This window comes from Kordiimonas gwangyangensis DSM 19435 = JCM 12864 (genome assembly GCF_000375545.1).
In the GTDB taxonomy this organism is placed as follows: Bacteria; Pseudomonadota; Alphaproteobacteria; order Sphingomonadales; family Kordiimonadaceae; genus Kordiimonas; species Kordiimonas gwangyangensis.
In genome coordinates, this window is sequence record NZ_AQXF01000004.1 from 298,829 (window position 1) to 322,220 (window position 23,392).

At 58.5% G+C, this 23,392-nt stretch carries 18 protein-coding genes; 12 read left to right on the forward strand and 6 right to left on the reverse strand.

The window, feature by feature from the left end; all coding sequences use genetic code 11:
- Nucleotides 1–6: 6 nt before the first annotated feature.
- The 3 genes from B150_RS20975 to B150_RS0112950 all read right to left on the reverse strand — a co-directional run bounded on the left by B150_RS20975 (nucleotide 7) and on the right by B150_RS0112950 (nucleotide 3,957).
- Nucleotides 7–2,622, reverse strand: coding sequence for a cation-translocating P-type ATPase (locus B150_RS20975; protein WP_020400361.1), 2,616 nt, complete (start codon nucleotides 2,620–2,622; stop codon nucleotides 7–9).
- Between the two features lie 76 nt (nucleotides 2,623–2,698).
- Complete coding sequence (locus B150_RS20980; RefSeq protein ID WP_020400362.1) at nucleotides 2,699–3,046, reverse strand: chaperone modulator CbpM; 348 nt, start codon at nucleotides 3,044–3,046, stop codon at nucleotides 2,699–2,701.
- A complete protein-coding gene (locus B150_RS0112950; RefSeq protein WP_020400363.1) occupies nucleotides 3,043–3,957 on the reverse strand; it encodes a DnaJ C-terminal domain-containing protein in 915 nt (304 codons plus the stop codon). Before B150_RS0112950 ends, B150_RS20980 begins: the two co-directional genes overlap by 4 nt.
- Before the next feature lie 163 nt (nucleotides 3,958–4,120).
- Here B150_RS0112950 and B150_RS20985 point away from each other — a divergent pair, with 163 nt between their 5' ends.
- The 6 genes from B150_RS20985 to B150_RS0112980 all read left to right on the forward strand — a co-directional run bounded on the left by B150_RS20985 (nucleotide 4,121) and on the right by B150_RS0112980 (nucleotide 13,369).
- The gene (locus B150_RS20985; RefSeq protein ID WP_020400364.1) at nucleotides 4,121–5,755 is read left to right on the forward strand and encodes a Na/Pi cotransporter family protein; all 1,635 of its coding nucleotides are present in this window, start codon (nucleotides 4,121–4,123) and stop codon (nucleotides 5,753–5,755) included.
- Nucleotides 5,756–5,820: 65 nt separating this feature from the next.
- Complete coding sequence (locus B150_RS0112960; RefSeq protein WP_020400365.1) at nucleotides 5,821–7,314, forward strand: thymidine phosphorylase family protein; 1,494 nt, start codon at nucleotides 5,821–5,823, stop codon at nucleotides 7,312–7,314.
- Complete coding sequence (locus B150_RS0112965; RefSeq protein ID WP_020400366.1) at nucleotides 7,311–8,213, forward strand: ribose-phosphate diphosphokinase; 903 nt, start codon at nucleotides 7,311–7,313, stop codon at nucleotides 8,211–8,213. Before B150_RS0112960 ends, B150_RS0112965 begins: the two co-directional genes overlap by 4 nt.
- Entirely contained in the window at nucleotides 8,203–9,798 is a 1,596-nt protein-coding gene (locus tag B150_RS0112970) for an MBL fold metallo-hydrolase (RefSeq protein ID WP_020400367.1), read from the forward strand. The genes B150_RS0112965 and B150_RS0112970 overlap by 11 nt, the downstream gene beginning before the upstream one ends.
- A gap of 41 nt (nucleotides 9,799–9,839) precedes the next feature.
- Nucleotides 9,840–10,931 carry an acetate/propionate family kinase gene (locus B150_RS20990; RefSeq protein ID WP_020400368.1) on the forward strand — a complete coding sequence of 364 codons (1,092 nt, stop codon included), beginning with the start codon at nucleotides 9,840–9,842 and terminating at the stop codon, nucleotides 10,929–10,931.
- Nucleotides 10,932–10,948: 17 nt separating this feature from the next.
- Nucleotides 10,949–13,369 carry a phosphoketolase family protein gene (locus B150_RS0112980; RefSeq protein WP_020400369.1) on the forward strand — a complete coding sequence of 807 codons (2,421 nt, stop codon included), beginning with the start codon at nucleotides 10,949–10,951 and terminating at the stop codon, nucleotides 13,367–13,369.
- Nucleotides 13,370–13,505: 136 nt separating this feature from the next.
- Here B150_RS0112980 and B150_RS0112985 read toward each other — a convergent pair whose 3' ends face one another.
- A complete protein-coding gene (locus B150_RS0112985) occupies nucleotides 13,506–14,825 on the reverse strand; it encodes a hypothetical protein (RefSeq protein WP_155860055.1) in 1,320 nt (439 codons plus the stop codon).
- Between the two features lie 170 nt (nucleotides 14,826–14,995).
- Here B150_RS0112985 and B150_RS22475 point away from each other — a divergent pair, with 170 nt between their 5' ends.
- The 3 genes from B150_RS22475 to B150_RS0113000 all read left to right on the forward strand — a co-directional run bounded on the left by B150_RS22475 (nucleotide 14,996) and on the right by B150_RS0113000 (nucleotide 18,190).
- The gene (locus B150_RS22475; RefSeq protein WP_020400371.1) at nucleotides 14,996–15,718 is read left to right on the forward strand and encodes a GntR family transcriptional regulator; all 723 of its coding nucleotides are present in this window, start codon (nucleotides 14,996–14,998) and stop codon (nucleotides 15,716–15,718) included.
- 24 nt (nucleotides 15,719–15,742) lie between these two features.
- A complete protein-coding gene (locus B150_RS0112995) occupies nucleotides 15,743–16,786 on the forward strand; it encodes a serine hydrolase domain-containing protein (RefSeq protein ID WP_020400372.1) in 1,044 nt (347 codons plus the stop codon).
- A 162-nt stretch (nucleotides 16,787–16,948) separates the two neighbouring features.
- Nucleotides 16,949–18,190 (forward strand): serine hydrolase domain-containing protein, encoded by a 1,242-nt coding sequence (locus B150_RS0113000; RefSeq protein ID WP_020400373.1) that lies wholly within the window; start codon nucleotides 16,949–16,951, stop codon nucleotides 18,188–18,190.
- Between the two features lie 8 nt (nucleotides 18,191–18,198).
- Here B150_RS0113000 and B150_RS0113005 read toward each other — a convergent pair whose 3' ends face one another.
- Nucleotides 18,199–19,086 (reverse strand): LysR family transcriptional regulator, encoded by an 888-nt coding sequence (locus B150_RS0113005; protein WP_020400374.1) that lies wholly within the window; start codon nucleotides 19,084–19,086, stop codon nucleotides 18,199–18,201.
- Nucleotides 19,087–19,218: 132 nt separating this feature from the next.
- Here B150_RS0113005 and B150_RS0113010 point away from each other — a divergent pair, with 132 nt between their 5' ends.
- From B150_RS0113010 to B150_RS0113020, 3 genes are all read left to right on the forward strand, one after another.
- Nucleotides 19,219–19,959 (forward strand): SDR family oxidoreductase, encoded by a 741-nt coding sequence (locus B150_RS0113010; RefSeq protein WP_020400375.1) that lies wholly within the window; start codon nucleotides 19,219–19,221, stop codon nucleotides 19,957–19,959.
- Nucleotides 19,960–20,001: 42 nt separating this feature from the next.
- Nucleotides 20,002–20,214 (forward strand): tautomerase family protein, encoded by a 213-nt coding sequence (locus tag B150_RS0113015; RefSeq protein WP_020400376.1) that lies wholly within the window; start codon nucleotides 20,002–20,004, stop codon nucleotides 20,212–20,214.
- A gap of 83 nt (nucleotides 20,215–20,297) precedes the next feature.
- The gene (locus tag B150_RS0113020; RefSeq protein WP_020400377.1) at nucleotides 20,298–20,801 is read left to right on the forward strand and encodes a DoxX family protein; all 504 of its coding nucleotides are present in this window, start codon (nucleotides 20,298–20,300) and stop codon (nucleotides 20,799–20,801) included.
- A 25-nt stretch (nucleotides 20,802–20,826) separates the two neighbouring features.
- On the opposite strand, the gene B150_RS0113025 is transcribed toward B150_RS0113020, so the two are convergent.
- Entirely contained in the window at nucleotides 20,827–22,965 is a 2,139-nt protein-coding gene (locus B150_RS0113025; RefSeq protein ID WP_020400378.1) for a TonB-dependent siderophore receptor, read from the reverse strand.
- Nucleotides 22,966–23,392: the final 427 nt, after the last annotated feature.

A 23,392-nucleotide genomic window follows, 5' to 3' on the forward strand; every position in this document is an offset into this window, starting at 1 on the left:
TTCCGGTCAACCACGGGCGCGCCTGAATTTTGTATTTAGTTCCTTTGCGGCTTGGCCAAATATGAGAGGGCCCAGGCTTGCGGCGGCGACCACGGCCCAGCCCTTGGCATCAAGCTGTTGAAGCTGCAATACATCTCGTATCAGGGACCATGACAGCGCTATTGCGATTAACCCGAGACACAGGCCGATAGCGGCCCAGACAAGTTTGTTGCGGATAATCTGATTGTCCAGAAGGAGCGCCTTCCTGCTTCGCATATTGAATACATGCCAGAGTTGCCCGAGCGCAAGGGAGAGAAACGCGACGGTATTCGCATAGGCTACGCCCGTATTCTCCTGCCCGAGTGCCCAGACGAACGCAGCGATGACGCAGGCCGCCATAAGTCCCGCATAGGCAACAATGGCCTGCCAATGGCGAGCGCCTATCAAGCCTTCGGATTTGGGACGTGGTGGTCGCTGCAATATTTCAGCGTCGCCTGAGCTGAACCCGAGCGCGAGCGCGGGGAAAACATCCGTCACCAGATTGAGGAAAAGGATTTGTAGCGGAAGCAGTGGCAACGGCATGCCGAGCAGTATGGCAGCGGCAACAACCAGTATTTCGCTCAGGTTGCAGGACAGCAGGTAGATGACAAACTTGCGGATATTGGCAAAGATTATCCGGCCTTGCTGAATGGCCACGACAATTGAAGAAAAAGAGTCATCCTTGAGGATCATATCCGCGGCCTGCTTGGCCACCTCTGTGCCGCGTTCTCCCATCGCGATGCCGACGTCCGCTTTTTTGAGGGCCGGAGCATCGTTGACACCGTCGCCGGTCATGGCAACCACGGCGCCGTTTCGCTGATGAAAGTCGATCAGGGTCAGTTTCTCACCCGGGCTCATGCGGGCAAACACCTGGGTGTTGAAAATGGCGGTTGGTTGCGCATTTCCATCGGCAGCTATTTGCCGTACGTGTTCTCCCGTGAGAACCGGCATCGTGTCTGGTGCGCTAATGCCCACGGCCTGTGCGATGCTTTGCCCTGTTTCCATGCTGTCACCGGTTGCCATAACAACCCGGATGCCTGCGGCTTGCGCAGCTCGCACGGCCTGGGCGGCATCCGCACGGGGAGGGTCTTCAAGTCCCACAAGGCCAAGGAACTCGAGGTTTTCAAACGGTGCCTCACTGTTGGCGGGAACGAGCTTGTCCGCAAGTGCCAGCACCCGGAGGCCGCGTCGTGCCATGTTGCCCATCTGGTCAAGCCAGTGTTGTTTGATCTCCGGCTTGATGGGCGCGCCGTTATAGCAGGTTACACTGGCCAGCACGGCTTCAGGTGCCCCCTTGATGGCATACAGATACTGGCCGGCACCATCACGATGCACCGTTGCCATCATGCGTATGGCGGGGTCGAATGCGTGCTCGGCTATGCGGGGGTAGGCCAACTCCATTTCGCGCGGGACCATGTCCGCGGTCCGCGCGGCCTCCACCAGGGCTTTCTCCATCGGGTCGCGCAGCATGTCTGCGTTATCGCCACTGTAGCACAAGGCACAGACCCGGAGTGCTCTTACTCCATAAGCTTCCGGCTTTTCGAGATTGTTTTCATCTGGCCTGTCCGGAGTTGCAAGGGTCGTGACGGTCATTTTATTTTCCGTCAGTGTCCCGGTCTTGTCAGTGATGATAACGGTCACGGACCCCAGAGTTTCCACGGCCGATAGACGTTCTATCAGGGCATTCCGCGCAGCGAGCTTCGACATGCCGCGTGCCAGCGCGAGCGTTGCAACAATAGGAAGGCCCTCAGGGATGGCGGCCACGGCAAGGGCAATGCTGGTTTTGACCATCAGCATGATGTCTCGGCCAGCAAGGACGCCCGAGATGGTCAGTATCAAAATCAGTGCAAGAACCGCCAGCAGCAGATGTTCCGACAGTTTCTGCAGACGCCGCTCAAGCGGTGAAGTGGCGCCCTCCGCGGTATCGGTCACTTCAGCAATCTGGCCGAGTTCGGTTTTTATGCCTGTGGCAATGACCAGCCCCACACAAGAGCCCCTAGTGACGAAAGTACCCTTCCAGGCAGTTGCGGTCTTGAGGTCTTGCGGCGCGCCGGTGTTGGAAATTGCTTCCTTGTCCACCGGGACAGATTCCCCGGTAAGCATGGACTCATCACATTGCATATGATTGCAGTCGACCAGCCTGAGGTCGGCTGTAACGACGTCTCCCGCCTCCAGCAGCACAATATCGCCCGGCACGAGTTCTTCATCGGCGATTGTGAGGATGTGGCCGCCGCGCCGCACCCGGGTCGCCGCCCGGCCCATCTGCCTGAGCGCGTCCATTGCACGCGTGGCCCGGCTTTCGGCAATAAATCCGACCGCCGCGTTGAAGAGGACAACCACAAGAATAGCAACCGCCTCGGAGATATCGCCAAAAGATGCAGCCAGTCCGGCTGCACCAAGAAGAATGAGCGTCAGTAGGCTTTTAAACTGGGAGGCGAGAATTCCCCACCACGCGGTTGCTGTCGGTGGTTTGAGGCTATTGGGTCCATATAGCTGGCGCCGCCGGATGACCTCACTATCGCTCAGGCCGACAGCAGGGTCGGTATCGCTGCTCTGGTTCTGGTGGACCGACTTCTGTGTGGGAATATCAGGTTGGTTGGGCATGTGTTTTCCGCGCTATCTGCTGTCCCGCCAGAATGGCCTTGACCATTGGCGTCAATAAAAAGGTCGCTTGAGCTGATTATCCTTGCGTATTGGCACCTGTCGCATCCCGGATCGCATCGACAATGGCCTTGCGCACACCGTGGTCCTGCTGCTCGATGGCTTGGCCGATACTTTTCAGCTGATGGCGCAGGCCGTGAATCTGATCCACAAGAGAGAGGACCACGGGCACGGCCGCGTCATTGATGGCCATGTCCATGCGGAGGTGTTCAATGAATTGCAGACGCGCAACGTCAATTTCAGAAAACCGCTGTTCCGCCGATGTGGTGGCCGGTGCCACCCATCCCTGTCGGATATACAGGTTCAGACGACGGACCGTGAGGCTCTCAATCCGGTGGATCACCTCCGTCTGGGTCATGATTTTCATGCGCCTGTCTCCATATCCTGCCGCACGTCATAAGGGTGTTTGTCACGCCACCGGGTCATGAAATCTTTCAACTCGTCATCGACGGTATCCGGCAGCATGACCTTCAAGGTGATAAACTGATGTCCGCCTTTTATACCCTTGCCTTTGAGCCGAAGCGTACGTCCGGTACTGGAAGCTGCGGGCACTGGCACGGAGACATTGCCGTGGATTGTCGGGACAGTGACCTTGCCGCCAAGAACCGCCTCGTCGATGGTAATCGGGAGATCCAGATAAATATCCTGCCCTTGCCGCCTGAAAAGGGGATGGGCGGCAATTTCAAGCGTTACATAAGCATCGCCCGGGTTCCCGCCGCTGTGGCCGGGCATGCCTTTACCCTTCAGGCGTAGCGTCTGCCCTTCCGACACACCAGCCGGGATCGTGATATCGAGTGTTATGCCGTCGGGCATCGACACACGGCGTTTCACGCCGAGGGCGGCGTCAATAAAGTCGATCGCGAGATGATAGCGTACGTCTCTGCCCCGGTGGGTGCGGCCATCATGCCTGTGTCTTCCTTCGCTGGCTTGGCGAAACAGATCAGAGAAGAAGTCACTTTCGTCGCCAAAATCCGAAAACCCGCGATTTGAATAATAGTGATGCTGTGCATCGCCGCCGGCATACTGGCGATAAAACGGATTTTGTGGGGCTTCCGCTCCCGAGGCGTCAAGCTCGCCACGGTCGAAACGGGCCCGTTTCTCCTTGTCGCCCAAAAGATTGTAGGCCGCCGACACCGCCTTGAAGCGTGCTTCTGCCTCCTTGTCTCCGGGATTGAGGTCCGGGTGAAGCGATTTGGCAAGCTTTCGGTAGGCAGCCTTTATGTCCTTGTCGGAGGCGTCCCTGCTGACGCCCAGCACACTATATGGATCGTCGCTCATTTTCCTCTCAAGGGGTATGGTTTGCCCGAATTGGCCGGTACCCTGATCAACTGTATTTTAGCAGAAAAGCAGGGCAATGGCTTGACTTTGCTCAAGCGCGCCGCTGGCAGAAAGTATATGCTGTCCAGTGGATATGTGAGCGTCAGTTGGGCTGGGAGGCAATATGGGTATTGCAGGTGTTGGTCAACTCATTGGTGGGCTGGGCTTATTGCTGCTTGCGCTGGCCCTGATGACGGACGGGTTGCGCCTTGCCGCAGGTGACCGTCTGACAGGCATCCTGAAAAGAAGCACAACACCCGCTTGGCGGGGTTTTATCTCCGGCGTGTCGGTCACGGCAATCGTGCAATCGTCAAGCGCGGTTACTATCGCGACGATCGGCTTCGTGAACGCGGGCCTTATCACTCTGTCGCAGGCAATATCGGTCATTTTTGGCACCAATGTCGGCACAACAATCACCGGTTGGCTTGTTACGGTGCTTGGCTTCGAGTTCGATATCGCTGCCTTGGCGCTTCTGATGGTGGGTGCCGGGGTCATCGTGAGGTTGATTGCGGGCGAGCGACCTTATGGCGGGTTTGGTACCGCCCTCGCCGGGTTCGGCCTCTTTTTTCTTGGCATCGACTTCCTCAAAGCCGGCTTCAATGACCTCGGCTCGTTCGTAAACTTTCAGATTGTCAATCAGTTCGGTTCCTGGGGGATACTGCTTGGCATCGGGCTCGGGTTTGTTGTCACCGTCCTTGCGCAATCCTCAAGCGCGGCGATTGCGCTGGTGCTGACAGCGGCCAGCAGCGGCGCTGTTCTCTTGCCAACCGCTGCTGCCATGATTGTCGGAGCCAATATCGGTACGACCTCGACCGCGTTGCTCGCGACGGTCGGAGCAACACCCAATGCCCGGCGGGTGGGCCTTGCTCACATCTTCTTCAACCTCATCACAGGCGGAGTTGCGGCACTCCTGCTGTTGCTTGCGTTGCCGTTTGCGGACAGCATCAGCACATGGATGGAAACCTCCGTATTTCTCGCCTTATTCCACACCGCTTTCAATATACTGGGTGTTCTTCTGGTCTGGCCAATGCGGACGCGCCTGTCCGCCTTCCTGGAGACGCGCTATCGAACAATTGAAGAAGACGAGCAGAAGCCGCGATATCTGGACCACACGCTGCAACAAACCCCCGGCCTCGCTTTGCAGGCCCTTTTGCGGGAAGTGGCACGGATTGACGAAAAGGTGGTTGACCTGGCCATGCTGGCGTTGGCCGAAGGCGAACCGGATCTGAAGCATATTGGCAGCCGCCGCATGATCATAAGGGCGCTGGTCAGGGAGGTTTATGCCTTTGTGGGCCGGGTGCAGCGAACCAACGTCACCCCTGAGACCGCCGATGACCTGGGAGAGATTATGCGGATCGCTCAGTATTACCGTGAGGCAACGGACTTTATAGGCGAGGTGTGTCAGATCAGGGCTGCCATTGTGAAGCTGGAAGACAGCCAGGTCCGCCGCGCAGCGACACGTTATGTCAATCAGGTTGCGGGGTTTCTTGTGCGCGAGGGAATGCAGCCTGTTCCGATAGTGCCGTCCCTGCCTGATCACGTCGGTGGTAAGGTGAAACGTGGCTATCATGCCTTGAGGACTGATATATTGCATGCCGTTGTCGCACAGGATGTGCCGCCTTCAGCTGCCAATGAAATGCTGGATATTGTCAGCACGCTCAATCGCCTCATTGCCCGTATCTCGAAGGCGAACAGTTTGCTCAACAAACTTGGGGGCCGGTACGGGACTGGTGCAACGGGACTTCAGGCCCCGGCTTGATCTCCATCAAAGAAGAGCCGGCACAGTGCCGGTATGGTTTTCCTGACTCGCGAGGATGACTGGTAATGCTGAAGCTCAAACGTGTGGCCATTGATACGCAGGGAGCGAACGTCGCCTTCTTGGCGCGGAACTGTGTCGCTTACCGACCGGAAGAGTTTCAGGCCTTCAAGAAGATTGAGGTCCACCATAACGGTGGGCGGCTTCTGGCATCACTCATGATCGTTGATGACGAAAACATTGTCGCATCGGATGAACTCGGTCTGTCTGAGCAGGCATATGGCAGGCTCGGGGCCTCTGAGGGTGAGGAAGTGTGCATCGCGCCCGCCGAGCCACCACGAAGCCTGGATCATGTAAGGCAGAAAATCCACGGTTACACGCTTGAGCCGCACCAGCTTGAGGACATCATTTCCGACATTGCCGCGCACCGGTACTCTGAAATGGAAATTGCTGCTTTCCTCGTGTCGTCCGCCGGTTTCATGACAACGGGAGAAATGCTGGCGCTGACACGGGCGATGGCAAAGGTTGGCAACCGGTTGCACTGGGAAGCTCCCATTGTGGTGGACAAGCACTGTATTGGCGGCATCCCCGGTAACCGTACTTCAATGATTGTTGTTCCCATTGTCGCCGCACATGGTTTGCCGATCCCGAAATCCTCGTCGCGCGCCATAACGTCGCCCGCCGGTACGGCCGACACGATGGAAGTTCTCGCGAAGGTCGATCTGTCGATGCAGGCTATGCGTCGTGTGGTCGAGGATTGTGGTGGCTGTCTTGTCTGGGGTGGGCATGTCAATCTGTCGCCGGCTGATGATGTGCTGATCTCTGTCGAGCGTCCGTTGTCGATCGATACACGCGAACAGATGGTTGCCTCCATCATGTCCAAGAAATTGTCAGCGGGCTCCACCCATCTGCTGATTGATATCCCCGTCGGAAGCAGCGCCAAGGTGCATAGTAACGGGGATGCCATGCGCCTTCGCAAACTCTTTGAATACGTTGGGCAGGAAGTAGGTTTATCGGTCGAGGTGGTAACGACGGACGGTAGCCAGCCCATCGGATTCGGCATTGGCCCCGTCCTTGAAGCGCGAGATGTGATGGCTGTGCTGTCGAATGCGCCTGGCGCGCCTGCCGACCTGCGGGAAAAGTCGCTGCAACTTGCCGGGGCCCTCATTGAAAATGACCCCGGCCTGCGCGGCGGGTCCGGCTATACAAGGGCGCGGCAGCTTCTTGAAAGCGGCGAGGCGCTCAAAGCCATGAACCGGATCATCGATGCACAGGGCAGGCAACAGCAAATCGCGAAGGCAGGTGCACTCGTCAAGGATATCTGTGCCGACAGGTCCGGCATTGTGAAAGCAATTGATTGTTTCAGGATGAACAGGCTTGCCCGGCTCGCCGGTGCCCCGCTTGACAAGGGCGCGGGTATCGACCTGTTTCGCAAAGTCGGTGATCCGGTGGAAAAAGGGGAGCCGCTCTACCGCATCCATGCATGTTTCGAATCCGACTTCGGTTTTGCGCTGACCTATGCCGCCGAAGGCAGCGGCTATATCGTGGGGGATATGGGATGACTGGCATCAGCCTGCATGCTTTCCCCGGCTATGAAAGTGAAGCCGCCAAGTTGGCTACCGCCCTGCAGGTGCAGCTTCACGCCGTGGACATTCATGCCTTCCCGGATGGAGAGAGCCGGGTGAGGATAGAACCTGTCGCAGGCACCGCTATTCTGTTTGCGGGGCTTGATCATCCTGACAGCAAGATCACGCCGCTCCTGCTGGCTGCAGCCGCATTGCGAGACTGGGGCGCTTCCCGCGTGGTACTGGTATGCCCCTATCTTTGCTACATGCGCCAAGACAAGGCCTTCGCGGAAGGAGAAGCGGTTAGCCAACGTGTCTTCGGGGCAATGTTGGCGCGCTTTTTTGATCGTGTGATCACGGTGGACCCACACCTGCACCGGGTCTCTTCCCTTGCGGATGTGATGCCTGGCATTCAGGCTGATGTGTTATCGGCCGCGTCCGCCATTGGCGAAATGATCGCAGGTGATGACAGCCTGCGGAATGTCATTCTTGTCGGGCCGGACAGTGAATCTCGCCAATGGGTATCGCAGGCTGCCAGTCAGGCCGAGGCGGACTATCTTATAGCGCAGAAGGTTCGGCACGGTGACAGAAACGTGGAAATTACGCTTGAAAATGCGGCGTCCGTCCGAGGCCACCCGGTGGTTATCGTTGATGACCTGATATCTAGCGGTGCTACCGTCTGTCGGTGCGCTGAACTTCTGTCTCGCGCCGGGGCCAGCCGGATTGAGGTGGCGGCGGTTCATATGCTTGCGGATGACACAGCACTGGAAGCAATCAAGGCAGCAGGCGTGACCCGAATACGGTCAAGCAGCAGCATCAAGCATCCCAGCAACGCATTCAGCCTCACGCCGCTATTTGTTGCTGCGCTGGAGGAGGAGGTTCATCATGGGCATTAAAATTCGCTTCTGTGGCGCCGCAGGTACAGTTACGGGCTCGTGCTACTGGATCAGGACGGAAACACAGCAATTCCTTGTGGATTGCGGCATGTTTCAGGGGCCAAAAACCCTAAAGGAGCTCAACTACGGGGCATTTCCGTTTGACCCCGCACAGCTTGATTTCGTGCTCCTGACCCATGCCCATACGGATCACGCCGGCTTGCTACCCAAGCTGACCAAAAATGGTTTCACCGGACCGATTTACATGACCTCGGGTACGCGGGACCTTCTTGCCTATATGCTGCCAGACAGTGCTTACATTCAGGAAATGGAGGTGGGCCGTCTCAACCGGCGTAACCGGCAGCGCGGGCACGAGGAAGTTGAGCCAATCTACACGGCTGAAGATGTCGAGGTATGTCTCAGCCAAATTCGAACGATTGATTACGAGCATTGGCTTGATCTTGGAGGGGTGCAGGCCCGGTTCTGGAATGCAGGCCATATCCTTGGCGCCGCTTCCATTGAGTTGGAAGTGGGCGATGGTGAAGGACGGCAGCGGTTTCTGTTTTCAGGAGATATCGGGCCGGACAACAAGCTCTTTCATCCCGATCCGGAAGCTCCAAACGAAGTTGATTTTCTGATCTGTGAGGCAACCTACGGAGGCCGCTACAGGGAAAATGTACCACCAGAGGAGCGGCGGGCCATGCTTGCGCGCGAGATCAACGCTGCGATGAAGGCTGGTGGCGCGCTTGTCATTCCGGCCTTCGCGGTGGAGCGCACGCAGGAATTGCTGCTTGATATCGCCTACCTCCTTGGTCGTGGCGATATTCCCAGTGTTCCCGTTTTTCTGGATTCTCCGCTGGCAATCAGGGTGACATCTGTCTTCTCGGACCATCGTGATGACCTGCGTGATATTGGTAAGGGCCGCTCCCCGTTCGAGCATAGCAGTTTTCATTTCACGGAAACCGTTGATGAGAGCAAAGCCATCGCGCGCTTCAGCGGCAATTCCATTATCCTTGCTGCGTCGGGCATGTGTGACGCTGGTCGTATCCGGCATCACCTGATGAACCATCTGTGGCGCCCTCAGTCAACGGTGCTGCTTGTAGGGTATCAGGCGGAAGGCACATTGGGCCGCTTGCTCGAGCAAGGCAAAAAACGCGTGAAGATCCAGGGTGAAGACATCGAGGTCAGGGCGCGTATCCGGACACTTGATACCTATTCGGGGCATGCCGATCACGACGGCATTCTGGCGTGGATCAGGGAGCGTCTACCAGTCCGTCGCGCGCTGTTTCTCACGCACGGGAATCCGGAAGCGCTGTCAGCGATGCGTGAGGCACTGCTGGTGGAACGTTTCCCCGAAGACTTACTCATCATTCCGGCGCTTGATGACGACTATGATCTTGATGGGGTGGGGGCGAGACCAAAACGAACAGGCTTGATCAAACGGCTGCCACCCGAAGCGGTATGTGCTTCTGACTGGCATAATGATCTGGCGGAACTCACGCTGAACTTGCGCGCCCGACTTGAAGCGGCAGGTAGCGATAAGGAACGGCGGCAGATTCTGGGTGACCTTGAAAGAGCCCTCAACCGGTCGCAAGGGATCAGCTAACTGCCACATTTCCCTGATAGTGCCGGGAGCGAGAGGTAGAGATGATCATAACCATTAACATCGGCAGCTCGAGCGCCCGCCTGGGGTTGCACATGAATGACGGCAAGCTATGCCACCTCGATCATTTTGATGGCGGCATGCAGCAGTCGGGCATGGTGGACGTGCTGCATCAACTGGCAGCTCATGCCCGCGAGGGGGCGATTGATGCCGTCTGTCACCGTGTTGTCCACGGGGGCCCCAAGTTCATGGAAACCTGCTTCCTCGAACCCGAGGTCGAACAGGCAATTGAAAAGGCGTCATCGCTGGCACCGCTTCATAACCCGCCAGCCTTGCGCGGCATTGCCGCTGCGAGAAAGGCATTTCCAAAAGCACTACAGCTGGCGGCGTTTGATACGGGTCTTTACGCGGCTTTGCCCGATGCGGCTGCACATTACGCAGTGCCTGAGAGCCTTGATGTGCGGCGCCTTGGCTTTCACGGCCTCGCGCACCGGTCCATGCTCCGGCTTGTGAAGTCATGTGACACGGAGGGGTTTGCGGAAAAACGGGCCATTAGCCTCCAGCTCGGCTCGGGCTGCTCGGCGACGGCAAGCCGCGGCGGGCAGGCCATTGATACGTCGATGGGCCATACACCGCTTGAAGGGCTCGTTATGGCGACCCGTTCAGGGGATATTGACCCTGGATTGCTGCTTCATGTCCTTGGCGAGAAGGGCCGTACAGCGGAGGCGGTGGAAACCCTGTTGAGCAAGCAGTCGGGCTTGCTGGGGATCTCCGGTAGAAGCGCGGACATGAGGGAACTTCTGGAACTTGATGATGAGCGGGCTGAACTCGCCGTTGCAATGTTCTGCTACCGGGCAAAAAAATACGTCGGTGCCTACGCGGCGGCGCTCGGCGGTGTGGATCATATCGTCTTCGGTGGCGGGATTGGGGAGAACCAGTCCGAAATCCGCCATCGGATATTGGGGGGGCTGGACTTTCTGGGTGTCGAGCTCGATTCGCGGGCAAACGACGCTGTTGTTGGCCGTTCCGGCATGATTTCCAGTGGCCGCAGTGCGGTGCGGGTCGATGTATGTGCCGTGGATGAAAATAGCCTGATGGCGGAGGACACCGCTGCACTGATGCAGGGCAGTGAATAGCTGAAAAGGGAAGAGTCATGACGGTGGAAACCCACCCGGTTCACGAAGAATATCAAACGGAGGCCCGAGCCCGGGCCTACCGGCGGTACAATGCAGACTTTGCTAAATGGGCCGAGGGGTACGGCGTGATCAAGCACAGCGCTGCAACGCAGGTAAATGTGCATGAGATGGTGGCATGGCTCGTCGAAAGTGGCAGCGTGCCGTCCGCCACCACTGCCTATACACGGCTTCAGGCCGCCGACCGTATTGCCAGCGCTGCCATGTGGCTTGTGGTGCACATGACCTACGCGGACAAGGTCTATACGGATGGCCGCGTCATGGCCTCATCGGATTTCAAGAAAGACCCGCAAGGTCACACGGGTGGTGCCCTCAACATGGCGATCGGCTATGTGGGCTATCTCGCGGCAAATGCACTGCGTGGCACAACACGCGGATGGGTTATGGGGCAAGGGCACTGTGTGGCCGCAATCGACGCGGCCAACCTGATCATGGACAATATGTCCCCCGAGCAAGCAGCTCGATATGGTTTGAGCGACGAGGGACTGACAACCTTCGTGCGTGATTTCTATTCCTACGACATCAGCCCGGAAGGCAAGGCTGTTTCTCCCCTTGGCAGCCACGTGGGCCCCCATACGGCAGGGGGGGTCATTGAGGGTGGGTACCTTGGTTTTGCCGAGCTCCTCTATCCACATATGCCGTTGCCGGGCGAGCGGCTGGTGGCATTCCTGAGCGACGGTGCCTTTGAGGAACAGCGCGGAAGCGACTGGGCGCCGCGCTGGTGGCGGGCGGAAGACAGTGGTCTTGTCGCTCCCATCATGATCGCCAATGGCCGCCGGATCGATCAGCGGTCCACCATGGCGCAAAGTGGTGGTGTCGACTGGTTCAGGAAACATCTCGCGCTGAACGGTTTTGACCCGATTGACATCGACGGTCGTGACCCGGCTTCGTTCGCCTGGGCCATTTTTGAAATTGAGGCACGTCTGGCAGCGGCCGGGGATGCGTGCCGGGATGGCCGTGGTCATTATCCGGTGCAACTGCATTATGGTATCGCTGAAACAGAGAAGGGGTTCGGGTTTCCCGGTGCGGGTACCAACAGGGCGCATAACCTGCCGCTCGAAGGCAGCCCGTTTTCGGATACCGATGCCCGGACCAGCTTCAACGAAGGCGCGGCGAAGCTTTATGTACCCCGGGATGAGCTTGCAGCGGCAGTGCACGACCTCAGCACCCACGAGGGGCAGGGGCGGGTGAAAGAGCGGGACCATCCTTTGGCAAAACGGTCCGTGAGACAACCGGATATGCCGCAGCCCGAGTGGTTATCCACGAGCACAGAAACACGCTCCCCAATGGATGCGATAGACAGCTACTTCAGCCGAATTGTGGAAGCCAACCCGGACTTGCGGGTGCGGGTTGGTAACCCAGATGAGATGCGCAGCAACAATCTCAACCGTACGCTCGATCTCCTCAAGCACAGGGTGACTGCCCCTGAAGAAGGGATCGCAGAAGCGGTCGATGGCCGGGTGATCACCGCGCTTAATGAGGAAGCCGTGGTCTGTGCCGCGCTTGGCAACAAAGGCGGGATCAACCTCGTTTGCTCTTACGAGGCTTTTGCGGTGAAGATGCTGGGTGCCTTACGGCAAGACCTTATCTTCGCTCGCAATCGCAAATTGGCCGGGCAGGCGCCATCGTGGCTTGGTGTGCCTGTGGTCCTCACATCCCATGCCTGGGAAAATGGCAAGAATGAGCAGTCACATCAGGATACCACCCTCGCCGAGGCGATGCTGGGGGAAATGTCGGACGTTTCCCGTGTTGTATTTCCCTGTGACTGGAACAGTGCGCAGGTTGTCTTGCGCAGTGTTTATGAAAGCCGTGGAGTCATATGGTCGGTGGTGGCACCCAAGCGCCCGCAGCGTCGATGGTTTTCGAAGGAGCAGGCCGAGACTTTGATGCGGGACGGCGCGGTGCAGATAAAATCGGACCCGGATGCGCGCGTACTTCTTACTGCTACTGGCGGCTACCAACTGACAGAGGTTCTCAAAGCATCTGCCCGACTGGAGGAAAAAGGTATTCCCCATGCGGTCAATTATCTGATGGAGCCGGGCCGTTTCCGCAACGCACGCGACCTGCTTGAAACCGACATGCTGGCTACACAGGAAGTTCGGGAAGAGCTTTTCCCGGCGTCCATATCAGCCCGGGTCTTCCTGACACACACCCGGGCCGCGCCCTACCTTGGCACAGTGCGTCCACTCGATACCGGCCCACAGACGACCCACGTGCTAGGCTATGCCAACAGGGGCGGTACCCTTGATGCGGCGGGAATGTTGCTGGCAAATGGCTGTACCTTTGCTCATGTGCTGGAAAAGGTGACGGTTGCACTTGGGAGCCCATTGTCTGATTTTCTGACCAGTGATGAGATCAAGGCGCTGTCCCAGCGCCGCTAAGCCTCGATGAGCATGGTAATGCCGAAGAAGTTTGTGGCGGTGGGAAAGGCAGCGTTAAAAACGGCACAAATACCGACAGGCCCTAGTTTCCATGAACCAACTTTATTGGTCCTGAACTTGGGGTAAAAGCCCTTGCTCAGGCGCTTGAGTTTGCGACAGTTTCCACAAGCTTGCGGAACGCCATGGCCGCAGACGCTGTTGCCGCCACATTCAGGCATCTCTCGTCATCTTCCGCCACATGGTGATAGCGGTGAATGCCGAACACGCCTGCCGCGCGCGGGTAGCCTGCCTTGACCACCTCGTCCAGTTCGCCTGCGGTCAACACGTCAGTTGAAAGCGGGCGCTCATAGCCGGCTTCACCGGCAAAAATCTCACGCGCGAGTGGCAGAAGTGCGGGCGAGATGGAAAGGAAACGCTGGCTGTCCACGCTTGGCAGTGGCACCAGGTAGCCGGGCAGGTCATGCCAGTCGCGTGCCGCGACATTGGCGCCCACATGCAGCCAGAAGCGGGTTTTGTCGGGTGGCGGCGCGATCTCTTTCATCGCTTCCGCCGCGCCCAGATATTCATACTCGTGCCCGGTGTTGCAGATGAAAGCGAGGTCATGGTCCGGCAGCGCGGCCGCAGCCCAGCGCGCCAGATCAAGCCATGCCGCGACACCCGGCCCGCGCTCCGCCGCACATGTGAACCAGCCGGAACGCGGGGTGGATACCGCCAGCCAATGCCCTTTGCCGCGGTCCATGCGGCCAACAAAATTGAACGCCGGGCGGCGGCCGCCTTCACCCTCAATGGTGAGGCGCGCTGCCTTGCCCGCAATCGCGCCGGCGAGGAAGGCGTCAGCGTCCTCAGGCGCCATCAGCGCCAGCGGGCCGCTGAACATCGGCTTGCGGCCATCGGTATTGAGCGCAATCATCTTGCCTGTGGGGCCGTTCGTGATGGCCACGACCGCGTTGGCGCCGCCTGCAAAGGCGGCCTCAATCGGCCCCCGTACGGGTTTTGCAAGCAGGCTGGACCAACGCCGGTGTGGCAGGTCCACAAGCGCGATGGCCCCGGTCAGCGACCCTGCTGCGCGGCCCTTTGCGTCAACTCTGACAAGCGGGCCGGAGACACCCTTGGGTCCAGTGGTCATTACTATCGGCTGTGGGTAGATCGGTGCTGTGGTGTCACCGCAGCGCAATTCAGCGGTATCTACCTCGAAGAAGGGGGCAGAGAATGTCTGGCGCTCAATGGTGTAACCGGCAGCTTCCAGTTCTGCCGCGAGCCAGTTACCACACGCCGTATCACCAACGCCGCCCGCGCGCTTGTTGCCAAAGCCAACGTAGCGTTTGAGGTCGGACTCAATCGTACCAACTGAATTTGCAGCAGGTGTCGGGCCGGGCTGCGCTGCCTTTGCGCCGAAGGGCAGCAGGGACAAAGCCACACTGGCACCCAGAAAGGTTCGTCTGCTTGTGTCCATCATCAAATGCCTTTCGCTGCTTTAGTGCCGACACCAGGGCCGAGCCCGGCGTATCTTCCCGAGACAGACAGTCGTTCACACATGAGTGAATGTCAATAATTGTACGACAATTCCATACCTATTGTATGACTTCTGTTGAGTATGGGCCTTCCTGTCGCTATCATGCGCGGCATATGAACACGATGATCACAGCAAGGGCTGCAACGGCCACACCGAAGCGCGCAGTTGTCGCGGCAGATGACGTGGCGGAAGCGCTGCGGCAGCGGATCCAGTCTAATGAGCTTGTGCCCGGAGAATGGCTGCGCGAAGCCCGGCTATGCGGCGAGTTTGGCGTGGGTCGCTCCATCGCGCGCCGGGCGCTCAGGATACTCGGTGAGGACGGGCTTGTTGAGCTGGAAGAAAACCGTGGTGCCCGTGTATCAGCCACCACCGTTGAAGAAGTGTTTGACTTGTATGAAGTCCGTGCCGCGCTTTATGGTCTCGCGGCCCGTGTCGCCTGCATGCGTATGACCGACGATGAGATTGCCGGTGTGCTGGAACAAATTGACCAGTTGCTTGAGGCTGCCGACAAAAACGATACCGCCGAACACATCATCGATTTGAGTGAAGCGATTTTCAGCACGTTCGCGCGCTATGCCAGTGCGGACGCCCAGAAAATGATCGCGTCCGTCCGGCGCAAGACACGGTTTCATTTTTCCTATGTGGCGCTTGCGCTGAACTCCAACGGCCCCGGCCCCTATGCGCATTGGCGCGAGGTCCGTGCAGCGCTTGCTGGGCGCGATGTGGATGGCGCAAGCCAGGCCGCGCGCAACATCCTTTATTTCATGCAGGGCGAGGTTTCCCGCATCATGCTGGCGCAAGGGCGCCGAACTCGCAAGGCGGCCATGCAGGGCTGAATTTCACCACGAAGGGGGATAGAAATGAGACACATACTGGCTGCTGCGACAGCGATTTTTGCGGTAATTCTCACCGGCCTCGCGCCAAACACGCCAGTTGCGTCAGCCCCCGCCACAGCACCTGAGGCGACGATGAACGAAGCCATGGAGGACCTGCTTTCCTACGTGCAGGGGCAAAATACAACGGGTTTTATTGTGATGCGCGGCGGTGAAACGCTGGTTGAGGAAAACTGGCCTGCGCCGGAAAACCCGCTCTTCAAAATTTTCCTATACGGTGAAACCGAGAGCGGTGCGCTCTTTGAAGACGTGGCGTCACAGCAGAAAAGCTTCATTGCGGTGCTTGTCGGTATCGCGGTTGATAAAGGGCTGATCGATGTTGAGAAGCCGGTCAGCGACTATATCGGTGCCGGTTGGTCCAAGGCTACACCCGCGCAGGAACAGGACATCAAGGTCATCAATATCCTGAACATGAACTCAGGCCTTGATGACAAATTCGCCTACGAAGCACCAAGCGGCAGCAGGTTTGTCTATAACACCCCGGTCTATGCCATCAGCAAAAACATCCTGACCGCTGCAAGTGGCCTTGCGCTTGAGGAGATGACCCGCGACTGGCTGACGACGCCTGCGCGCATGACGGAAACTGACTGGCGCCAGCGACCGGCCGCACTCGCCAACGTGGGTAACCCGACGGGGCTTGTCACCTCGCCGCGCGATACAGCACGGTTTGGTCAGATGATCCTGAAGGGTGGCATCGGTGCTGACGGTCACCGGGTTATATCTGAGGAAAGCCTGCAGGCGATGTTTGAACGCTCTGCGACCAACCCGGCCTACGGGCGGCTTTGGTGGCTGAACGGCGGCGAATACCGCATTGCCGCACGAGGCGCGCGCGAGGATGGCTCGCTTGTGCCGTCGGCTCCCGCTGATCTTGTGGCGGCGCTCGGCTTCCTCGACCGGCGGCTTTATATTGTGCCCAGCATGGATGTGGTTGTTGTACGCACCGGTGCTGATGCGCCGGATGCCGACTTCGACGAACAGCTATGGCGGCGCCTGATGCGTGTGCTGAACTGAGCGGATAGCCATTCCTTTAGCTGGCGGGCGGCGCCTACCCGCCCCCCCTTGTGCTTGCCCTTTTGCCGATCCCGGCTACATAACCCTTGCCCATCGGTTTGATAGTGAGCGCCGCGTGCCGGTGCCGGTGCCGGGACCGAGGGGCGGTGGAAAGGGAAGACAATGCCAGCAAACGCACCTGAGAAACACGGCTTCAACGCAGCGCGCCTCAACCGTATCGATGCTTTTCTGAAAGACAAATACCTCGATAGCGGCTTGCTGCCGAACGCGCAGCTACTGATCAGCCGGGGCGGCGAGATCGTGCATTTCAGCCATCAGGGCGCGGCGAACGAGGGCTCTCAAAAGTCGGTGAATCAAGAAACCATCTACCGTATCGCCAGCATGACCAAGCCGATCACCTCGGTCGGTTTCATGATGCTGGTTGAAGAAGGCAAGGTGGCCGTTGATACCCCTGTCGCCGATGTGTTGCCTGAGTTCAAGGACGCCGGCGTGTATGTGAGTGGTGGCGACGGTGCACCGTTTGTGACCGCGCCGGCCACGGCACCCATGCGCATGCTGGACCTGCTGCGCCATACTTCGGGGCTGACATATGGTTTCCAGAACCGCACCCACATAGATGCGGGCTACCGCGCGGGCAAGGTGGATATCGACCGGGTGGACAACTGGTTTGCTGGCAAGGACATGAACTGGTTCGTGGGCGAACTGTCCAAATATCCGCTGGAATTCAACCCCGGTGAAGCGTGGAACTATTCCCTCGCCACCGACGTGCTGGGCGCGGTGATCGAACGAGTTTCGGGCATGCCGCTCGATGTGTATCTGAGCGAGAAGATTTTTGCGCCGCTCGGCATGAAGGATACAGCCTTCATGGTGCCGGAGGGCAAGACCGACCGCCTCGCCGACTGCTATTTCTGGCGCGGGGCCGAGAAGGGCCGCGTGATGTATGACCGTGCGTCTGAAAGCCGTTGGCGGCAGAAACCGGATGTCTTTTCCGGTGGCGGCGGGCTGGTGTCGACCGCGCTTGATTATCACCGCTTTTGCCTGATGTGCGCGAATGGGGGCGAGCTTGACGGCGCGCGCATTCTTGGCCGCAAGACCCTTGACCTGATGACCATGAACCACCTGCCTGGCAATGCCGACCTGACGGACCTGTCCCGATCCCTGTTCAGTGAAGCGCAGAATGCCGGCACCGGCTTCGGGCTTGGTTTCGCGGTCACGGTGGACGTGGCCAAGACCATGGTGCCAGGCTCGGTGGGCGAATATCATTGGGGTGGCATGTTCTCGACCTCGTTTTTCATCGACCCGGTTGAGGAGCTGCATATGGTCTTCATGACCCAGCTGAGCCCGTCGTGGATCCACTCCATCCGCCGCGAACTGAAGACGATGATCTACGCTGCCATGACCTGAGGGTAAGCTCAGATCGCGCTGAAAAGCTCTACCAGCCAGTCGACAAATACGCGGGTGCGCGGAGAGAGGTGCCGGACCTCGGGGTATAGTACCGACACTGGCATTTGGGGCGGTGGGAATGCGTCAAGCACCGGGCTCAAAAGCCCGGCGGTCACCTGTTCCAGCACCCGGTAGCGCGGCACTTGAATGAGGCCGAGGCCTGCTAATGCGGAGGCGGTGTAAATCTCCGCGCCCTGCACAACGATATCATGCTCAAGCGCCACTTCGCGCAGGCCACCCTTGGTCTCAAACTCAAGCGGATAGGGCTGCCCGGTGGCGGAGGCGGCATAGCCGACCATGCGGTGGCCTTTAAGTTCATCCAGTGTTTTTGGCGTGCCGAAACGTTTCAGATAATCGGGGCTCGCGAATGTGCCCTGTTCAAAGGCATTGATGCGGCGGCCTACAAGGGTAGAATCGCTCAACTCCCCGGCCCGCACCACACAGTCGACCCCTTCCTCGATCAGGTCGACCATACGGTCACCTTCACTGAGCTTGAGGGAGATTTGAGGATAGCGGGCCATGAAGGCTGGCAGGGCAGGCACGATGAAAAACCGCGCGATGGTACCCTGCAGGTCTACCCGCAGTTGGCCGCGTGGCTCAGGGTTGCGGAATGCATTTTCCATCTCGTCGAGCTCGGCCAGTAACTGCACGCAGTTCTTGTGATAGATTTTGCCGTCAAGCGTTGGCCGCACTGTGCGGGTTGTGCGCTCCAGCAGGCGCACGCCAAGATCTGCTTCCAGCTTCTGGATCGCGTGGCTCGCGGTCGGGCGCGGGATCATCAGGTCGCGCGCGGCCTGTGCGAAACTTGCGCGTTCCACAATGCGCACATAAAGGCGCATGGTCTCAATCCGGTCCATCTGCTTAGCCTGTATTGTTAATAAATTTTGAATAGTGATGTTCGGTTTGGTTGTCTAGCGATAACGATGAGGGTGGTTATCTTTCTCCCATGAGCGCTGCACGGGTTTGCAGCGCGTAACAGGAGAAAATCCATGACCACAACAGCATCAAGGGTAGCCATTGTCACTGGCGCGTCGCGCGGTATCGGCGCGGCACTTGCCACCCGCCTTGCCGCGGACGGCTTCACCGTCATCGTCAATTATGCAGGCAACGCCAAGGCCGCTGCCAAGGTGGTGGATGGTATTGAGCGCAGCGGCGGCCATGCCATCTCGGTCCAGGCCGATGTCAGCAACCCGGCAGCGGTACGCCGCATATTCGATATGGCGGAGGAGGCTTACGGCCGGGTTGATGTCCTCGTCAATAACGCGGGTGTCATGAGCCTGAGCCCGATTGCTGAAGCTAGCGACGCTGACTTTGACGCAACCATTGCCGTCAACCTCAAAGGCAGTTTCAACGGCATGCGTGAAGCCGCGCGGCGGCTGCGGCCACGCGGGCGTATCATCAATTTCTCCACCAGCGTCGTTGGCACATCGCTGCCCGGCTACGGCGTGTATGTCGCCACCAAAGCCGCGGTGGAGGGACTAACACGAATTCTGGCCAAGGAACTGGGCCCAAAGGGCATCACCGTGAATAGCGTGGCCCCCGGCCCTGTGGCGACAGACCTGTTCCTGATGGGCAAGGATGAAGAAACGCTCAAGCGTATCACCGGCATGATCCCGCTCGGGCGACTGGGTGAGGTTGATGACATCGCGGGCGTTGTTTCCTTCCTCGCGAGCGAAGACGGCGGCTGGGTCAATGGCCAAACGCTCCGTGCAAACGGCGGCATGGTCTAGCCGCACCCTCATCTTGAACAACTCAAAACAAAGGAAATCCCCATGCCATTTGTGAATATCAAAACCCCGGAAGGGGCGCTCAGCAAAGCCCAGAAAGCAGAAGTGGCGCACCGCACCACGGAAATGATGGTCGAATATTTCTCGGAAGCGGCGCGGCCTCACACCATGGTGCTGATCGAGGAAGTCAAGGACGGCGGCTATACCCGCGCCGATGAAGTGTTCATCCTGCCAGACGCCTACCGTGCCACGGATTAGATTCACCCTGTCCCCTGAGCGGCCGGGCCGGTGCGTCAGTGCCGGTTCGGCCAACCACAGCCATATGATTGGAGACATAGCCGATGGCTCAACACGGCAAAATCACGATCGTGCGGCACCTTCGTGCGTTCCATATACATTTTAGTTTGTCCGGTCTTGCGCGCTTCCAGCCGCTTGCCTACGCGGTATTGCGGGTGGCTTATGGCGTGGTGATTTTCACCCACGGCCTACCCAAGGCGCTGGGTACCTCCCACGGCAGTATGGCTGATCCGATGGCTGGCAGCACGCGGCTGATTGCTGAGGTCATGGGGTTGCCGTTCGCGCCGCAGTTGGCGGTACTCGTGATGTTGCTGGAAACTTTGGGCGCAATCTGCCTTGCTGCTGGGTTCATGACCCGCCTGCTCGCGCTCGCTTTTGTGGTGGAGGTGATTGGCATCGCCTATGCGCTTGGGCCCGTGTGGCCCTGGATCGACCGCGGCATTGAGTACCCGGTCATGCTCGCCTTTACCGCTATTTACATGCTGGCCACTGGCGGCGGGCGATATAGCGCCGATCATATGCTCGAAAGCAAACCCGCGGACGCCTGAGCATCCGCGGGTAAGGTTTTGTGTATTAGAAGCCGTAGTTCAGGCTGACGAAGTAGCTGCGCGGCGCACCGTAGCGGTACTGGCTATAGAAGCCGATCTGGCTGTAGTAGGTTTTGTCCGTCAGGTTTTCCACGTTTGCCTGCAGCGAGAGATGCTCGTTGATCTCATACCGCGCCATAAGGTTGACGAGGGCGAAAGCACCTTGCTCAAGGCGGAACGGCTCACCCGTTACCGGGTTGTTTGCATCCGTATAGTTCTTGGAGCGCCAGTTCACACCCGCACCCAGCACAAGGCCGTCAAACGCACCCGGCAGGCGGTAAGTGGTGAACAGGTTCAGCAGTTGGCGCGGGTGGTCGGTGTTCACCTTGGCGCCGTTCGCATCCTCGACTTCAAAGAGGCTGTAACCGAGGCTGATGTTCCAGCCTTCCGCCGGTTGGCCAATCACTTCAACCTCGAAGCCTTCACTTGTGGCACCTTCGACCGCGCGGGACGCTTCGAACGGCGTGCCGGGGATGAAGTGGCCGGGGTCAACAGCGGCGAGGTTGTCCTGCTCGATCCGGAACACGGCGACGGAGGTTTGCAGCGCATCGTCTAGGAAGCTGCTCTTGAGGCCGACCTCGTAGCTTTTGCCAACGATGGGCGCGAGGAATTCGCCGTTGCGGTCCTGTGCGTTCTGCGGCTGGAAAATCTCGGTATAGCTTGCGTAGACGCGGTGGTTTTCCGTCACGTCATAGAGAAGGCCGGCGTAAGGCACAAACACACCGTCGTCACCGAAATCGAACTCTGGGCTATAGTTTACCCCTTTGCGGTCCCAGCTCGCGAGGCGGCCACCAGCAATCACCTTGAACGCGTCTGACACGTTGATGCGGGTCGCGCCGTAGATGCCGGTCTGTTTGGTGTCCATATCGACGGCGAGATTACCGGTTTCCGAGAAGCCCGGGTTCGGGAAGCTGCCGTCCCATTCGTTGAAGTTGCCGGGGGCCGGGAAGGCCAGTGCGTCAAATGTAGTGGTCTCGAGCTTTTGTTTGCTGTGCAGTGCGCCGACCACAAATTCATGGTCGCGACCGAAGAGGCCGTATTCGCCCTTCAGCTGGATATCGAAGCTGTTCTGGATGCTTTCACCGTCATCCTTGAACGGATAGGAGAACAGGCCAAGGCCGGTGTCCTTGTCAGGCTGGCCGGAGATATAGAGGATCTCGGTCTGCTCGGCGTTTCTGAGCCAGTTGTAGTTGAAGACAATTTCCCAGCCGTTCGAGAAGGTGTGCGACAGGTTGGCAAAGATGTTCTGGTTCTGCGTGTCCCAATAAGTCCAGTCCGCTGACGAGGTTTGCGAACGTGGCCAAACGGCAAAACTTCCGTCCGAATACCATGACGGCAGTGCGCCCCACGCCGGTGCGGTCGGGCTTTCTTCCTGATGGCTTGCGCCCACGCGGAACAATGTGTTCTCGGTGATGTCAGCGTCGATCACACCGTAAAAGACAGCTTTCTTGTCTTCGAACAGGTCGATGAAGTTTTCGCCTTCTTCGTATTTCACCACGGCGCGGCCACGGATGCTGCCGCTTTCATTGAGCGCGCCACCCACATCAGCGGACACCTGCCAGTTGTTCCAGCTGCCGAATCCGCCGCTCACATAGCCGGTGAACTCTTTGCTGTTCGCGTGTTTGCGCACAAGGTTGATGGAGGCGGACGGGTCGCCCGCGCCGGTCAGCAGGCCGGTTGCGCCGCGCACAATTTCAACCCGCTCGTAGATGGAGACATCAGCCATGGTCTCGCCCGCGCCGCCCGCAAGCGTCCAGGCCAGGGGTACGCCGTCTACCTGATAGTTATTGATCTCGAACCCGCGCGCATTGAAGGTGTTGCGCACGTCATCCACTTCATTCACCGAAACGCCGACCGCGTTGACGACAACATCCGCCACGGTATCGAGGTTTTGGTCAAGGATGCGCTGGGCGGTGATGACGGTAACAGACTGCGGCGTTTCCCGCAGGGTCAGGCCAAGGCCGGTTGCGGTATCGATGCGGTCATTCGTGGTATAAAGACCAGTGACCACGATCTCTTCGACAACATCATCGTCGTTTGTGTCCGCCGAAGCGTCCTGTGCGAAGGCACCAGCCGACAGCGCGGCGACAGCACTGCTCGCGAGCAGCATTGACTTGAAACTCATGTGAAAAAAACTCCCTGGCCTCGTGCGCCAGCCTGCCCCAGGCTCCCGGTCGGGTTGGCGCAAATAGATAAATCCTGATGGCGCACAGCGCCGGTCGGCAGGAGGCATAGCAGCTATGGTTTATTATTGCAAATCATTATCAGTTTCATTCGCAGTATGGCAAAAGATGCGTTAGAAACTTTTCCTGCGCGCCGCACAGCTTCTCGTTATGTGGCGCAAAAAGAATCAGCTATAATGAGGAAGCTAGGGGCGGCTAAGGGCCGACACACAATGGGGTTTTCTATCAAAAGCCGTATGAATTTCGGGGTAATCCGCACATCCACTTTCGTTTAGTTTTGAGGGCCTGAGGGCCGTCAGCCCATTTTTTTGCCATTATGTACGGGCATTTATCTACCTGCGACTTTTTTAAAGGACTGATTAGGGGCCA

What these genes read in the sequence shown, in the direction of transcription:
- B150_RS20975 (WP_020400361.1), bottom strand. Translation starts at nt 2,622, where the DNA reads ATGCCCAACCAACCTGATATTCCCACACAGAAGTCGGTCCACCAGAAC.
- B150_RS20980 (WP_020400362.1), bottom strand. Translation starts at nt 3,046, where the DNA reads ATGAAAATCATGACCCAGACGGAGGTGATCCACCGGATTGAGAGCCTC.
- B150_RS0112950 (WP_020400363.1), bottom strand. Translation starts at nt 3,957, where the DNA reads ATGAGCGACGATCCATATAGTGTGCTGGGCGTCAGCAGGGACGCCTCC.
- B150_RS20985 (WP_020400364.1), top strand. Translation starts at nt 4,121, where the DNA reads ATGGGTATTGCAGGTGTTGGTCAACTCATTGGTGGGCTGGGCTTATTG.
- B150_RS0112960 (WP_020400365.1), top strand. Translation starts at nt 5,821, where the DNA reads ATGCTGAAGCTCAAACGTGTGGCCATTGATACGCAGGGAGCGAACGTC.
- B150_RS0112965 (WP_020400366.1), top strand. Translation starts at nt 7,311, where the DNA reads ATGACTGGCATCAGCCTGCATGCTTTCCCCGGCTATGAAAGTGAAGCC.
- B150_RS0112970 (WP_020400367.1), top strand. Translation starts at nt 8,203, where the DNA reads ATGGGCATTAAAATTCGCTTCTGTGGCGCCGCAGGTACAGTTACGGGC.
- B150_RS20990 (WP_020400368.1), top strand. Translation starts at nt 9,840, where the DNA reads ATGATCATAACCATTAACATCGGCAGCTCGAGCGCCCGCCTGGGGTTG.
- B150_RS0112980 (WP_020400369.1), top strand. Translation starts at nt 10,949, where the DNA reads ATGACGGTGGAAACCCACCCGGTTCACGAAGAATATCAAACGGAGGCC.
- B150_RS0112985 (WP_155860055.1), bottom strand. Translation starts at nt 14,825, where the DNA reads ATGATGGACACAAGCAGACGAACCTTTCTGGGTGCCAGTGTGGCTTTG.
- B150_RS22475 (WP_020400371.1), top strand. Translation starts at nt 14,996, where the DNA reads ATGAACACGATGATCACAGCAAGGGCTGCAACGGCCACACCGAAGCGC.
- B150_RS0112995 (WP_020400372.1), top strand. Translation starts at nt 15,743, where the DNA reads ATGAGACACATACTGGCTGCTGCGACAGCGATTTTTGCGGTAATTCTC.
- B150_RS0113000 (WP_020400373.1), top strand. Translation starts at nt 16,949, where the DNA reads ATGCCAGCAAACGCACCTGAGAAACACGGCTTCAACGCAGCGCGCCTC.
- B150_RS0113005 (WP_020400374.1), bottom strand. Translation starts at nt 19,086, where the DNA reads ATGGACCGGATTGAGACCATGCGCCTTTATGTGCGCATTGTGGAACGC.
- B150_RS0113010 (WP_020400375.1), top strand. Translation starts at nt 19,219, where the DNA reads ATGACCACAACAGCATCAAGGGTAGCCATTGTCACTGGCGCGTCGCGC.
- B150_RS0113015 (WP_020400376.1), top strand. Translation starts at nt 20,002, where the DNA reads ATGCCATTTGTGAATATCAAAACCCCGGAAGGGGCGCTCAGCAAAGCC.
- B150_RS0113020 (WP_020400377.1), top strand. Translation starts at nt 20,298, where the DNA reads ATGGCTCAACACGGCAAAATCACGATCGTGCGGCACCTTCGTGCGTTC.
- B150_RS0113025 (WP_020400378.1), bottom strand. Translation starts at nt 22,965, where the DNA reads ATGAGTTTCAAGTCAATGCTGCTCGCGAGCAGTGCTGTCGCCGCGCTG.